This is a genomic window from Streptomyces sp. enrichment culture (genome assembly GCF_964273145.1).
Classification (GTDB): Bacteria; Actinomycetota; Actinomycetes; order Streptomycetales; family Streptomycetaceae; genus Streptomyces.
The window spans coordinates 3,006,898-3,019,485 of sequence record NZ_OZ186873.1; the positions used below are offsets into that span (position 1 = coordinate 3,006,898).

Consider the following 12,588-nt stretch of genomic DNA (forward strand, 5'->3'; position numbering starts at 1 on the left):
CCGCCCACGGCGGGCCGCCCCCCTGGACCTCCCCCGGGCCGCCTTCCGGCCGTCCGTCAGCCCAGCGCCCGCCCCAGCAGGTACACCGCCGGAGCCGCCGCCGCCAGCGGCAGGGCCACCCCGGCGGTGAAGTGCACGAAACGGGAGGGGTAGTCGTAGCTCGCCGCCCGGTGGCCGATCAGCGCGCACGCCGCCGCGCCCGCCCCGAGCAGCGCCCCCGGCGCCCCGATGCCCGTCATCCCGCCGGCCGCGATCCCGGCGCCGGCCGCGGCCAGCAGCGAGACGACCACCGAGACGGGCGTGGGCAGCGGCAGCGCCCGCGCCACGGCGGCCACCGCCACCGCGGCCGCGCCGACCGCGACCGCGTCCCCGTCGGCCGCGAGGTACCCGCCCGCGACGATGGCCAGCGCCGACGCGGCGACGGTCGCCATCAGGCCGTACATCCGCTCGTCCGGGTCGGCGTGCGAGCGCAGTTGCAGGACGAGGGCGAGCAGCACCCACACCCCGAGCGTGCCGAGGATCGCCGCCGGGGAGCGGTCCGCCGCCAGCAGCGCCGCGTCCGCGACGAGCGCGCCCAGGAAGCCGAGCGCGATGCCCTGCCGGGCGGGCCACATGCCGTTCAGCCGGAACCAGCCCGCCGCGGTGACGGCCTGGAGCACGACGAGCGGGACGAGCAGGGCGTACGTGCCGATCGCCGCCGCCCCGGCCAGCAGCAGGCCGAGCAGCGCGGTGAGCGCCGCCGGCTGCATCCCCGGTTCGATGATCGGCGACCGGCCCTCGGCCCGGGCCCGCTGCGCGTCGGTGATGCGCGCGTTGCCGCCGAGGGTCGCCGGGCCGTAGTCGGTGGCGGGTGCAGGTGCGGGGGCGGGCGCGGGCGCTGGCGCTGGCGCGGGGGAGACCGGCGGGGCGTGGGTGCCGTGGTGCCGGTCCTGCGCCGGGTACGGCTGGTGCGTTTGGGGCCGCGGTTCGTACGGCTGGTGCGTTTGGGGCTGCTGCCGGTAGGGCTCGGCCTGGGGCTGGGGGTGGCCGTGGTACGCCTGGGCGCCGTATGCCGGCCCCGCCGGTTCCCGGTGAGCCGGCGGCGGCGTATACGCCGTCTCCTCCGCGGGGACCGGCGGCTGCGTCTGCGTCTCCCACGTCTGCCCCTGCCACTGCTGCGTGTGCTCGGCGGCGTACGGGTCGTCGTACGCCTGCCGGCCCGGCCAGGCGGCCGGCGGCGGGGCGGACTGCTGCTGCCGGTACGGGTCCTGCGCCCCGTACCCCTCGTGCGGATGGTCGTACGGTCGGTTCGTCATCGGTCGGTCACCCTCCTGCGAACGGCGGGAGCACCTCGACCGTGCCGCCGTCGGCCAGCCGTACCGTCTCGTGCGCGCGGGTGCCCACAGGGTCGCCGTCGACCAGGAACGAGCAGCGCGCCAGCACGCGCCGGAGTTCGCCGGGGTGCCGTTCGCGCACCGCGTCGAGCGCCTCGGCGAGCGTGGCCGCCTCGTACGACTCCTCGGCCGCCCCGGCCGCGGCCTTCGCGGCGGCCCAGTAGCGCACCGTGACCTTTGCCATCTGGATCCTTAGTCGATCGGCAGTGAACACGGCCAGGCTAGCCCGCCCGGGCCGCGGCCCAGTCCCCGATCCGGCGCAGCAGCTCCTCCCCGCAGGCGCGCTCGGCGTGGCCCATGCCGGGTTCCAGCCAGAGTTCGCCGTGGTCACCGGCGGCCTCGGCCAGCATCCGCGGGTGGTCGACGGGGAAATAGGGGTCCCGGTCGCCGTGGACGACGAGCAGGGGCACCGGGGCGATCCGGGCGGCCGCCTCCGCCGGCGACAGCGGCACCGGGTCCCAGTCCCGGTGGTGGATGCGGGTGCGGAAGCCGTAGCGGCCCACGACCCGGCCCTCGGGGCGGGTCACCAGCCAGTGCAGCCGGCGCATGGGGGCGGTGCCCCGGTAGTACCAGCGGGCGGGCGCGCTCACCGACACCACCGCGTCCGCGCGGGCCGGGTCGTCGCCGCCGCCGTGCAGCGCCGCGTGCCGCAGGACCACCGAGCCGCCCATGGAGAAGCCGACGGTGACCACGCGCGCGTGCCCGAAGCCGCGCGCCCAGGCGACCGCCGCCGCCAGGTCGTACACCTCCCGGTCGCCGACCGTGGAGCGCCCGCCGGAGGCGCCGTGCCCCCGGAAGGAGAAGGTGACGACGGCGCCGTGGCGGGCGAACGCGGCCGCGACGCGGCGGACGTGCGGGCGGTCCGCGTCACCGGTGAAGCCGTGCGCCACCACGAACACCGGCACGCGCCCTCCCGCCGCGCCGCGCGCCGCCGCGCCCGGCGCGTACGCGGCGTCGATCCGCACGCCGTCGGCCGTGCGCAGGAACGTCCGCGCCGGCGCCCGGCGGGGCGTCTCGCCATGCGGACGAGGCGTGGAACGCGCCACATGACCTGACCGACCGGAACCCATGTCGGCTATTCTGCTGCGCAGAGGATCCGGGCAACGTAGCCCCCGGATCCTTTTGTGCTTTCGGAAGCGTTGTATACGACGCGGGAAACCGCAGGTGTACGGGCCGTCGGACGCATAACGGCCCCCGGGGGAGCGGGGCCGCGCAGTACGAAGCAGTGCCACAGACGTCCTCGCAGGGACCGAGGAGGAACCAAGACGTTATGGGCGAGCGAACCGTGCACGAACAGGTGACGACCCTGGCAGGTGGGGCGCGATGAGTTCCCTGCTGCTGCTGACCAACGCCCTCCAGCCGTCGACGGAGGTGCTTCCCGCCCTCGGCCTGCTGCTGCACACCGTGCGGGTGGCCCCGGCGGAGGGCCCCGCTCTCATCGACACCCCCGGCGCCGACGTGATCCTCGTCGACGGCCGCCGGGACCTTCCGCAGGTGCGCAGCCTGTGCCAGCTGCTGCGCTCGACCGGCCCCGGCTGCCCGCTGCTCCTCGTCGTCACCGAGGGCGGCCTCGCCGCCGTCACCGCCGACTGGGGAATCGACGACGTGCTGCTGGACACCGCCGGCCCGGCGGAGGTCGAGGCCCGGCTGCGGCTGGCCATGGGCCGCCAGCAGATCGTCGCCGACGACTCCCCCATGGAGATCCGCAACGGCGACCTGTCGGTGGACGAGGCGACGTACTCCGCCAAGCTCAAGGGCCGGGTCCTGGACCTGACCTTCAAGGAGTTCGAGCTGCTGAAGTACCTCGCCCAGCACCCGGGCCGCGTCTTCACCCGCGCCCAGCTCCTGCAGGAGGTCTGGGGCTACGACTACTTCGGCGGCACCCGCACGGTCGACGTCCACGTACGGCGGCTGCGCGCCAAGCTCGGCCCCGAGCACGAGTCGCTGATCGGCACCGTCCGCAACGTCGGCTACCGGTTCGTCACCCCCGAGAAGCCGGAGAAGCCCGCCCGGACCGCGGAGGAGACCGCGGCCGAGGACAAGGAGGGGGCAAAGCGGAGCAAGACGGACGCCTCGCCCGTCCCGGCCGCCGCCGAGGTGCGGGCGGAGGCGTGACGGCGGGGCGCAGCGCACGTCACGCGCGTCGATACGCCCTGCCCAGAAGGGGTCCATCCGCGTAGACTCCGCGCGTGGCCAAGGTGACTCGGGACGATGTGGCGCGGCTGGCAGGGACCTCCACTGCCGTCGTCAGCTACGTCATCAACAACGGACCCCGGCCGGTCGCCCCGGCCACGCGGGAGCGCGTGCTCGCCGCGATCAAGGAGTTGGGGTACCGGCCCGACCGGGTCGCCCAGGCCATGGCGTCGCGGCGCACGGACCTCATAGGCCTGATCGTGCCGGACGCGCGCCAGCCGTTCTTCGGGGAGATGGCGCACGCGGTGGAGTGGGCCGCCGCCGAGCGCGGGAAGATGGTGCTCGTCGGCAACTCCGACTACGTCGGCGAGCGCGAGGTCCACTACCTGCGGGCCTTCCTCGGCATGCGGGTCTCCGGCCTCATCCTCGTCAGCCACGCCCTGAACGACCTGGCCGCCGCCGAGATCGACGCCTGGGACGCCCGCGTGGTGCTGCTGCACGAACGCCCCGAGGCCATGGACGACGTCGCCGTCGTCACCGACGACCTGGGCGGCGCCCAGCTCGCCGTGCGCCACCTGCTGGAGCACGGCCACCCGTACGTCGCCTGCATGGGCGGCACGGCCGAGACCCCCGCCGTCGGCGACCCCGTCTCCGACCACGTCGAGGGGTGGCGGCGCGCGATGCAGGAGGCCGGCCTGCCCACCGAGGGACGGCTCTTCGAGGCGCCGTACAACCGGTACGACGCCTACCAGGTCGCGCTGGGCATCCTCTCCGGGCCCGACCGCCCGCCCGCGATCTTCTGCTCCACCGACGACCAGGCGATCGGCCTGCTGCGCGCGGCGCGCGAGTTGCGCATCGACGTGCCGGGCGAGCTGGCGGTCGCCGGGTTCGACGACATCAAGGAGGCGGCGCTGGCCGACCCGCCCCTGACGACGGTCGCCTCCGACCGCTCGGCGATGGCGCGGGCCGCCGTGGACCTGGTCCTCGACGACGGGCTGCGGGTGGCGGGCTCCCGGCGGGAGCGGCTGAAGGTGTTCCCCTCGCGGCTGGTGGTGCGCCACTCCTGCGGCTGCCGGTAGGCGGGTCCCCGGCCGCCCGCGACCGGGCGCGGCACCGGTTTTACATCGGGCATACGAGGTTCTGCCGGGCTTCTCAGGCGGCACTCAGGCAGCTCTCATGGTCGGCCGTGATGCTCGTGGACATGACCGAGAGCTTCCGCCGCAGCGGCGAGTACGAGACCCCCCGCCAGGGTGAGAACCCGTACCGGGGCGATGCGCAGTACGTTGCCTCTCCCGTGGACCCCGAGTGGCCGCCCCCGCCCGCGCGGCCGCCGGCCGGCACGCCGGTCGGCGGTGCCGCCGCCGGGGAGTCCGCGCGCAGGCGGGTCCGGCGCGGTCCGGTCGCGCTGTTCGCGGCCGTGGCGATCGTCGCGGCCGCCGTCGGCGGCGGCACCGCGTACGGCATCCAGGAACTGACCGGCAGCGGCACGGTCGCCGCGGACTCCGCCGGCACCACCGCCGTCCCGGTCGCGCAGAAGGGCACGGTCGCCGGGGTCGCCCAGGCGGTCGGCCCCAGTGTCGTCGAGGTCGGCGCCACCACGAGCGCGGGCTCCTCCACCGGCTCCGGTGTGATCATCACGAGCGACGGCGAGATCGTCACCAACAACCACGTCGTCTCCGGCGCCTCGTCGGTCACGGTGACGACCAGCGACGGCAAGGAGTACGCCGCGGATGTCGTCGGCACCGACAGCACCAAGGACCTGGCGCTGATCAAGCTGAGGAACGCCTCCGGCCTGCCGACGGCCACCCTCGGCGACTCCGACGACCTGCGGGTCGGCGACCAGGTCGTGGCGATCGGCTCCCCCGAGGGGCTGACCGGCACCGTCACCAGCGGCATCGTCTCCGCCCTGGACCGGGACGTGACCGTGCCGACCGACGAGGGGCAGCAGCGGCCGGACGGCGGCTGGCCGTTCGAGTTCGGCGGCCGGCAGTTCAACGGCGACACCGGGTCGTCCACGACGACGTACAAGGCGATCCAGACCGACGCCTCCCTCAACCCGGGCAACTCCGGCGGCGCGCTGATCGACATGAACGGCCGCATCGTCGGCATCAACTCCGCGATGTACTCGGCGGCCGACTCGTCCGCCGAGGCGGGCAGCGTCGGCCTCGGCTTCGCCATCCCGGTCAACACCGTCAAGGCCGACCTGGCCGAGCTGCGGGCGGGCGCGAACGGCTAGGGGCGGCCACCCGCACGGCACCGGCGCGGACGTGGGACGCTGAAGGCGTCGACAGCCCGTACGCCCCCGTACCCGACCCCACCCGAGGATCCGTACACCCATGAGTCCCGCAGACGGCGACCGCGACCCCCAGCGCATCCTGATCGTCGACGACGAGCCGGCGGTGCGCGAAGCACTCCAGCGCAGCCTCGCCTTCGAGGGGTACGACACCGAGGTCGCCGCCGACGGCGCCGACGCCCTGGAGAAGGCGGCGGCCTACCGGCCCGACCTGGTCGTCCTCGACATCCAGATGCCCCGCATGGACGGCCTGACCGCCGCCCGCCGCATCCGCGCCGCCGGCGACACCACCCCGATCCTGATGCTGACCGCCCGCGACACGGTCGGCGACCGGGTGACCGGGCTGGACGCGGGCGCCGACGACTACCTGGTCAAGCCGTTCGAGCTGGACGAGCTGTTCGCCCGGATCCGGGCCCTGCTGCGCCGCAGCTCCTACGCGGCGGCCGTGGCGGCGGCCTCCGCCGAGGAGGAGGACGTCCTCGCCTTCGCCGACCTGCGCATGAACCTGGCGACCCGCGAGGTGTCCCGGGGCGGGCGGCCGGTGGAGCTGACCCGCACCGAGTTCACGCTGCTGGAGATGTTCCTGGCGCACCCGCGCCAGGTCCTCACCCGGGAGCAGATCCTGAAGGCGGTCTGGGGCTTCGACTTCGAGCCGTCGTCCAACTCGCTGGACGTGTACGTGATGTACCTGCGCCGCAAGACCGAGGCGGGCGGCGAGCCGCGCCTGGTCCACACGGTCCGGGGCGTCGGCTACGTGCTGCGGCAGGGCACCGAATGATCAAGCGGTACCGTGCCCTGCCCCTGCGCTCGCGACTGGCCCTGCTGGTGGCGGCGGCCGTGGCGCTCGCGGTCGCCGCGGCGGCCGTGGCGTGCTGGTTCGTGGTGAAGAACGTCCTGATGAACTCGCTGGACGACGCGTTGCGGGCCAACCGCATGAGCCTCCAGCAGGTGACGCGCTACGTCGATCTGCGCACCGGCCTGTGCGCCCACGAGGCCACCGCGCAGGAGCCGAACCTGTTCGGCTCCACGGTGCAGCTGGTGGACCGGCAGGGGCGCAGCTGCCTCATCATCGGCACGGACAAGGTCACGCTCACCGACGCCGACCACGACGTGGCCGAGGGCACCTCCCCCGACGTCCTGCACGACGCCACCGCGCCCGACGGCACCAGGTACCGCTCCTTCACCTACACCGTGCCGGGCCTGTCCGGCGTCGCCGTGTCCGCCGCCCGCCCCCTGGACGAGGTGAACGGCTCCCTCCGCAGCCTCGCGCTGGTGCTCGTCTTCGTCGCGGGCGCCGGGGTCGTCGGCGCGGGCGCCGCCGGCCTGTGGGTGGCCCGCGCCGGGCTGCGCCCCGTGGACGAACTGACCCGCGCCGTGGAGCACGTGGCCCGCACCGAGGACCTCACCGTCCGCATCCCCGTCGAGGACGGCGGCGAGGACGAGATCGCCCGGCTCTCCCGCTCCTTCAACTCGATGACGTCCGCCCTGGCCAGCTCCCGCGAGCTCCAGCAGCAGCTCATCGCCGACGCCGGCCACGAACTGCGCACCCCGCTCACCTCCCTGCGCACCAACATCGAACTCCTCACCCGCAGCGAGGAGACCGGCCGCCCGATCCCGGACGCCGACCGCAAGGCGCTCCTGGCCTCGGTGAAGGCGCAGGTGACGGAGTTGGCCGCGCTCATCGGCGACCTCCAGGAACTCTCCCGCCCCGAGCAGGACCAGCACACCGGCGCCAAGACCCGGATCGTCGCCTGGCACGACGTCGTCGAGTCCGCCCTGCGCCGCGCCCGGCTGCGCGGCCCGGAGCTGACCCTCACCGCCGACGTGCGGCCGTGGTACGTCCGCGCGGAACCGGCCGCGCTGGAGCGCGCGGTGGTCAACGTCCTGGACAACGCGGTGAAGTTCAGTCCCCAGGGCGGCACGATCGAGGTGCGGCTCGCCGACGGCGTCCTCACCGTCCGCGACCACGGACCCGGCATCGCCGCCGACGAACTCCCCCGCGTCTTCGACCGGTTCTGGCGTTCGCCCTCCGCCCGCGCCCTGCCCGGCTCCGGCCTCGGCCTGTCGATCGTCGCCCGTACGGTGCAGCAGGCGGGCGGCGAGGTGCGGCTGGACCCGGCTCGGGGCGGCGGCACGATCGCCACGATCCGGCTGCCGGGGGCGCCGACGCCGCCGCCGGAGGAACCGCCGTCGGCCTGAGGGGTGTCCTCAGGCCTTGACGCCCGCCAGGAACGACGCCCAGGAGCCGGCGCCGAACACGATCACCGGGCCCGCCGCACTCCCCGCCCCTCGCCCCGGCGCCGGTCCGGCCCGGCCCGGTCGGCCGCCGCGGGCAACCCTGGCGCCGCCCGCGGCGACTACCCCCCGTCCATCCCCTCGCACGGAACGGAACCCGCATGGATGAGATGGCTCCTGGCAAGCGCCGGCCCCGCGGGCGCGGGAGGACGGCGGCACTCGCGGTCGGCGTCCCCCTGGCCCTGATCGCCGCAGGCGCGTCCGTCTCCGGTGAGGACGCGCGGCCCCGGGCGGCAGCGGCCGAAGCGCCCGCGCGGGCGACGGCGACCGCCGGCGGCTTCGCGTCCGTGCGCTCCCCCGGGCGGGACGGCGGACGGGGCGGGTGGGCCGTCACCGTCCGCGCGCTCGCGGAGCCGGGGAAGTACGCGCCCGCTCCCGGGCCGTACGCCGCAGCCGCCGCGGCCACCACCCTCACCGTCGCCAAGGACGGCTCCGGCCAGTACTCCACCGTCCAGGCCGCGGTGAACGCCGTCCCCGTGAACAACCCGGGCCGGGTCGTCATCGCGGTGAAACCGGGCACGTACCGCGAGACGGTGAAGGTCCCCTCCGGCAAGCCGCACGTCACCATCCGGGGCACGGGTGCGAGCCGCAAGGACACCGTCATCGTCCACAACAACGCCTCCGGCACCCCCAAGCCGGGCGGTGGCACCTACGGCACCGGCGGCAGCGCCACCGTCGCCGTCGAGGCCGACGACTTCCAGGCCCGCAACCTGACCATCGCCAACGACTTCGACGAGAAGGCCAACCAGCACATCTCCGGCCACCAGGCCGTCGCCCTGCGCACGGCGTCGGACAAGGTGTTCCTGGACTCGGTGGCCGTCGAGGGCGACCAGGACACGCTCCTGCTCGACACGGCGGCGAAGGACCGGCTGGGCCGCGTCTACATGACCGACTCCTCCGTCGTCGGCAACGTCGACTTCGTCTTCGGCCGCGCCACGGCGGTCATCGACCGCTCGGTCATCACCTTGAAGAAGCGCTGGGACGGCACCTCCGCCGGCTACGTCACGGCCCCGAGCACGGCCGCCGGCCGCAAGGGCATCCTCATCACCGGCTCCACGGTGAACGGCTCCGTCTCGGACCGCACCTTCCACCTCGGCCGCCCCTGGCACGCGGGCGGCGACGCCACGCTGGACCCGCAGACCACGGTCCGCAACACCACGCTCAGTGCCGCGATCAGGACCGCGCCGTGGACCGACATGAGCGGCTTCTCCTGGAAGGACGACCGCTTCGCCGAGTACAGGAACACCGGCCCCGGAGCGGGCGCGGCGAGCGCCGACCGCCCGCAGCTGACCGACGCCCAGGCGGCGGACCAGGAGGTCCGGGACTGGCTGGGGGACTGGACACCGACGGCTTCATGAGCCACCGCCGGCTCGCCGGACACGGCCGGAGCGGGGTTTCCGGGGGCGGGTTCCGCGCCCCGCGGGCCCCGCTCCGTCATCCGGCCGGTTCGGCGATGCCGCCCGCGGGTTCCCCGCGTTCGGCGTGGAGGATGCCGCGGGTCTGCTCCGCGGCGCGGGCGGTGCTCTCGGAGACGAAGCCGGGGAAGCGGGAGATGCTCTCCAGGCGGGCGCCGGCCGGGGCGCCGGGCGAGGTCGGCGCGGCAGGCGGTGGGGCCGCCGCTGCGCATGACCTCGCGGGTGACGGTCGAGTCGGGCGGTCGAGCCGTCTGGCGGTCTCCGCGTAGGCGAGGCCGTCGGCCGGTCCCAGCACGATCCGCTGGCGTCCCCGCTGGGTGAGTCCGCCTCCCGGCATCGCGGCCTCCTCCGTGGTCCGCGCCGGCCCCACTATAGCGTTCACTCACGATTCATTGCAATGAACCACGGCGAGATCGTTGCATTGCAACGCATTCGATTGCAACGATTTATACGCCCCCACCTGCTCATATCTCACTTCTCCGCAACGAATATGTTGTGAACTTTGGAAATGCAACGTAGCGTTTCCAGTATCGGAAACAGCGGGCCGCAAGGGCTCGCACCGCAGGAGAAGGAGCCCACGATGCAGAAGTTCGCCACCCCCGCCCCGGTCTCGGCCCGCTTCGACGTCCCCGCGGGACGCATCCGGTTCATCGCCGCCGACCGGGCCGACACCATCGTCGAGGTCCTGCCCGCGGACGCCTCCAAGGGCCGCGACGTGAAGGCGGCCGAGCAGACCGAGGTCGGCTACGACGACGGCGTCCTGCGGATCCGCACCCCCGAGCCCGGAAACCGGCTCCTCGGCCCGTCCGGAACCGTCGAGGTGACCGTCCGGCTGCCCGCCGGCTCCCACGTCGAGGGGAAGGCGGACGCCGCCGAGTTCCGGGGCCTCGGACGACTCGGCGACGTCGCCTTCGAGGGCGCGCAGGCCACGGTCCGGCTCGACGAGACCGCGAGCGCCCACCTCACCGTCCTCGCCGGCGACGTCTCGGTCGGCCGCCTGGGCGGCCCCGCCCGGATCAGCACCCAGAAGGGCGACCTCCACATCACCGAGGCCGTACGCGGCACGGTCACCCTGCGCACCGAGTACGGCGACGTCTCGGTCGGCGCCGCCCACGGCGTCTCCGCCTCCCTGGACGCCGGCACCGCCCACGGCCGCGTCCACAACGCGCTGGCGAACACCGACGGCGCCGGCGCCGTCCTGGCCGTCCACGCGACCACCACCCACGGCGACATCACCGCCCGCAGCCTGTGAACCCGCGGACCCGCACGGACCCAGGAGCACCCCTCATGACCGACTTGGCCATCGCGGCGAACGGGCTGCGCAAGTCCTACGGCGACAAGACCGTCCTGGACGGTGTCGACCTGGCCGTCCCGGAGGGAACGGTCTTCTCCCTGCTCGGCCCGAACGGCGCCGGCAAGACCACCGCCGTGAAGATCCTGTCCACCCTCGTCGCCGCCGACGGCGGGCAGGCCCGGGTCGCGGGCCACGACGTCGCCGCCTCACCGGACGCGGTACGCGCCGCGATCGGGGTCACCGGGCAGTTCTCCGCCGTCGACGGCCTGCTCACCGGCGAGGAGAACATGCTCCTCGTGGCGGACCTGCACCACCTGCCCAAGCGCGAGGGACGGCGGGTCGCCGCCGAACTGCTGGAGCGCTTCGAGCTGACCGAGGCCGCGAGGAAGCCCGCCGCCACCTACTCCGGCGGCATGAAACGCCGCCTGGACATCGCCATGACCCTGGTCGGCGACCCGCGGATCATCTTCCTCGACGAGCCCACCACCGGCCTGGACCCCCGCTCCCGCCACACCATGTGGAACGTCGTCCGCGAACTCGTCACCGGCGGTGTCACCGTCTTCCTCACCACCCAGTACCTGGAGGAGGCCGACCAGCTCGCCGACCGCATCGCCGTCCTGCACCACGGGAGGATCGCCGCCGAGGGGACCGCCGGTGAGCTCAAGCGCCTCGTCCCCGGCGGACACGTCCGGCTGCGCTTCACCGACCCGGCCGCCTACCGGACCGCCGCCGACACCCTGCGCGAGGCCGCCCGCGACGACGAATCCCAGGCCCTGCGCATCCCCTCCGACGGCAGCCAGCGCGAACTGCGCTCCCTGCTGGACTGGCTGGACACCGTCGGCGTCGAGGCCGACGAGCTGACCGTGCACATCCCCGACCTCGACGACGTCTTCTTCGCCCTGACCGGCGCCTCCCACCTCCCCCACCAGTCCGGCGAGCCCGAGGAGACCCTGCGATGAGCTCCCTGTCCCTCGCCGTCCGCGACTCGGCCACGATGCTGCGCCGCAGCCTCCTGCACGCCCGGCGCTACCCGTCCCTCACCCTGAACCTGCTGCTCACACCGATCATGCTGCTGCTGCTCTTCGTCTACGTCTTCGGCGACACCATGAGCGCGGGCATCGGCGGCGGCACGGCGGACCGCTCCGCCTACCTCGCCTACCTCGTCCCCGGCCTGCTGCTGATGACCATCGGCTCCACCGTCGTCGGCACCGCCGTCTCCATGGCCAACGACATGAACGAGGGCATCGTCGCCCGCTTCCGCACCATGGCCATCCACCGCGGTTCGATCCTCGTCGGGCACGTCGTCGGCAGCGTCCTGCGGTCCATCGCCAGCGTGGTCCTCGTCGGCGCCGTCGCCGTGGCCGTCGGCTTCCGCTCCACCGACGCCACCGCCGCGGAATGGCTCGCGGCCTTCGGGCTCCTGGTCCTCTTCACCCTGGCCCTGACCTGGATCGCCGTCGGCATGGGCCTGATCAGCCCCAACGCCGAGGCCGCCGGCAACAACGCCACGCCGCTGATCCTGCTGCCCCTGCTGTCCAGCGCCTTCGTCCCGGTCGACGCGATGCCGGGCTGGTTCCAGCCGATCGCCGAGTACCAGCCCTTCACGCCCGCCATCGAGACCCTGCGCGGCCTCCTCCTCGGCACCGGGATCGGCCACGACGGCTGGCTCGCCCCCGCCTGGTGCCTCGCCCTCACCGCACTCGGCTACCTCTGGTCGGCCTCCACGTTCAACCGCGACCCGGAGTAACCCCCCGGCCCTTCCCGCCCCAGGGCGGCGTACCCCGG

11 protein-coding genes and 2 pseudogenes are annotated in these 12,588 nt (G+C 74.2%); 9 read left to right on the plus strand and 4 right to left on the minus strand.

Annotated elements, in window-relative coordinates:
* Positions 1 to 56: 56 nt before the first annotated feature.
* The 3 genes from ACSU6Z_RS13560 to ACSU6Z_RS13570 are packed head-to-tail and all read right to left on the minus strand — an operon-like array spanning position 57 to position 2,443.
* Positions 57 to 1,295 (minus strand): hypothetical protein, encoded by a 1,239-nt coding sequence (locus tag ACSU6Z_RS13560; RefSeq protein ID WP_437045626.1) that lies wholly within the window; start codon positions 1,293 to 1,295, stop codon positions 57 to 59.
* A 7-nt stretch (positions 1,296 to 1,302) separates the two neighbouring features.
* Positions 1,303 to 1,557 (minus strand): MoaD/ThiS family protein, encoded by a 255-nt coding sequence (locus ACSU6Z_RS13565; RefSeq protein ID WP_437045627.1) that lies wholly within the window; start codon positions 1,555 to 1,557, stop codon positions 1,303 to 1,305.
* A 37-nt stretch (positions 1,558 to 1,594) separates the two neighbouring features.
* On the minus strand, positions 1,595 to 2,443 hold the full coding sequence (locus ACSU6Z_RS13570) for an alpha/beta hydrolase (protein WP_437045629.1): 849 nt from the start codon (positions 2,441 to 2,443) through the stop codon (positions 1,595 to 1,597).
* A 253-nt stretch (positions 2,444 to 2,696) separates the two neighbouring features.
* Between ACSU6Z_RS13570 and ACSU6Z_RS13575 the strand changes: the two genes are divergently transcribed.
* The 6 genes and pseudogenes from ACSU6Z_RS13575 to ACSU6Z_RS13600 form a co-directional block, all read left to right on the plus strand.
* Entirely contained in the window at positions 2,697 to 3,488 is a 792-nt protein-coding gene (locus tag ACSU6Z_RS13575; RefSeq protein WP_437045631.1) for a response regulator transcription factor, read from the plus strand.
* Between the two features lie 74 nt (positions 3,489 to 3,562).
* A complete protein-coding gene (locus ACSU6Z_RS13580; RefSeq protein ID WP_437045633.1) occupies positions 3,563 to 4,585 on the plus strand; it encodes a LacI family DNA-binding transcriptional regulator in 1,023 nt (340 codons plus the stop codon).
* A gap of 122 nt (positions 4,586 to 4,707) precedes the next feature.
* The gene (locus ACSU6Z_RS13585) at positions 4,708 to 5,742 is read left to right on the plus strand and encodes a S1C family serine protease (protein WP_437045635.1); all 1,035 of its coding nucleotides are present in this window, start codon (positions 4,708 to 4,710) and stop codon (positions 5,740 to 5,742) included.
* Between the two features lie 100 nt (positions 5,743 to 5,842).
* On the plus strand, positions 5,843 to 6,577 hold the full coding sequence (locus tag ACSU6Z_RS13590; RefSeq protein WP_437045636.1) for a response regulator transcription factor: 735 nt from the start codon (positions 5,843 to 5,845) through the stop codon (positions 6,575 to 6,577).
* Entirely contained in the window at positions 6,574 to 7,998 is a 1,425-nt protein-coding gene (locus tag ACSU6Z_RS13595; protein ID WP_437045638.1) for a sensor histidine kinase, read from the plus strand. The genes ACSU6Z_RS13590 and ACSU6Z_RS13595 overlap by 4 nt, the downstream gene beginning before the upstream one ends.
* A gap of 488 nt (positions 7,999 to 8,486) precedes the next feature.
* A pseudogene (locus ACSU6Z_RS13600) lies at positions 8,487 to 9,452 on the plus strand (pectinesterase family protein); the annotation flags it as partial.
* 128 nt (positions 9,453 to 9,580) lie between these two features.
* Here ACSU6Z_RS13600 and ACSU6Z_RS13605 read toward each other — a convergent pair.
* Positions 9,581 to 9,846 (minus strand): annotated as a pseudogene (locus ACSU6Z_RS13605) (MarR family transcriptional regulator); the annotation flags it as partial.
* A 243-nt stretch (positions 9,847 to 10,089) separates the two neighbouring features.
* Here ACSU6Z_RS13605 and ACSU6Z_RS13610 point away from each other — a divergent pair.
* Genes ACSU6Z_RS13610 through ACSU6Z_RS13620 form a run of 3 tightly spaced genes read left to right on the plus strand, consistent with a single transcriptional unit; the run spans position 10,090 to position 12,550 of the window.
* Complete coding sequence (locus ACSU6Z_RS13610; RefSeq protein ID WP_437045640.1) at positions 10,090 to 10,761, plus strand: hypothetical protein; 672 nt, start codon at positions 10,090 to 10,092, stop codon at positions 10,759 to 10,761.
* 35 nt (positions 10,762 to 10,796) lie between these two features.
* Positions 10,797 to 11,762, plus strand: a complete 966-nt coding sequence (locus ACSU6Z_RS13615; protein WP_437045641.1) for an ATP-binding cassette domain-containing protein — start codon at positions 10,797 to 10,799, stop codon at positions 11,760 to 11,762.
* Entirely contained in the window at positions 11,759 to 12,550 is a 792-nt protein-coding gene (locus tag ACSU6Z_RS13620) for an ABC transporter permease (RefSeq protein ID WP_437045643.1), read from the plus strand. The genes ACSU6Z_RS13615 and ACSU6Z_RS13620 overlap by 4 nt, the downstream gene beginning before the upstream one ends.
* The last annotated feature ends 38 nt before the right edge of the window (positions 12,551 to 12,588 follow it).

Excerpts from the sequence above, each read along its gene's own strand:
- ACSU6Z_RS13560 (WP_437045626.1), bottom strand. The coding sequence starts at position 1,295 with ATGACGAACCGACCGTACGACCATCCGCACGAGGGGTACGGGGCGCAG.
- ACSU6Z_RS13590 (WP_437045636.1), top strand. The coding sequence starts at position 5,843 with ATGAGTCCCGCAGACGGCGACCGCGACCCCCAGCGCATCCTGATCGTC.
- ACSU6Z_RS13585 (WP_437045635.1), top strand. The coding sequence starts at position 4,708 with ATGACCGAGAGCTTCCGCCGCAGCGGCGAGTACGAGACCCCCCGCCAG.
- ACSU6Z_RS13620 (WP_437045643.1), top strand. The coding sequence starts at position 11,759 with ATGAGCTCCCTGTCCCTCGCCGTCCGCGACTCGGCCACGATGCTGCGC.
- ACSU6Z_RS13615 (WP_437045641.1), top strand. The coding sequence starts at position 10,797 with ATGACCGACTTGGCCATCGCGGCGAACGGGCTGCGCAAGTCCTACGGC.
- ACSU6Z_RS13610 (WP_437045640.1), top strand. The coding sequence starts at position 10,090 with ATGCAGAAGTTCGCCACCCCCGCCCCGGTCTCGGCCCGCTTCGACGTC.
- ACSU6Z_RS13565 (WP_437045627.1), bottom strand. The coding sequence starts at position 1,557 with ATGGCAAAGGTCACGGTGCGCTACTGGGCCGCCGCGAAGGCCGCGGCC.
- ACSU6Z_RS13575 (WP_437045631.1), top strand. The coding sequence starts at position 2,697 with ATGAGTTCCCTGCTGCTGCTGACCAACGCCCTCCAGCCGTCGACGGAG.
- ACSU6Z_RS13570 (WP_437045629.1), bottom strand. The coding sequence starts at position 2,443 with ATGGGTTCCGGTCGGTCAGGTCATGTGGCGCGTTCCACGCCTCGTCCG.
- ACSU6Z_RS13595 (WP_437045638.1), top strand. The coding sequence starts at position 6,574 with ATGATCAAGCGGTACCGTGCCCTGCCCCTGCGCTCGCGACTGGCCCTG.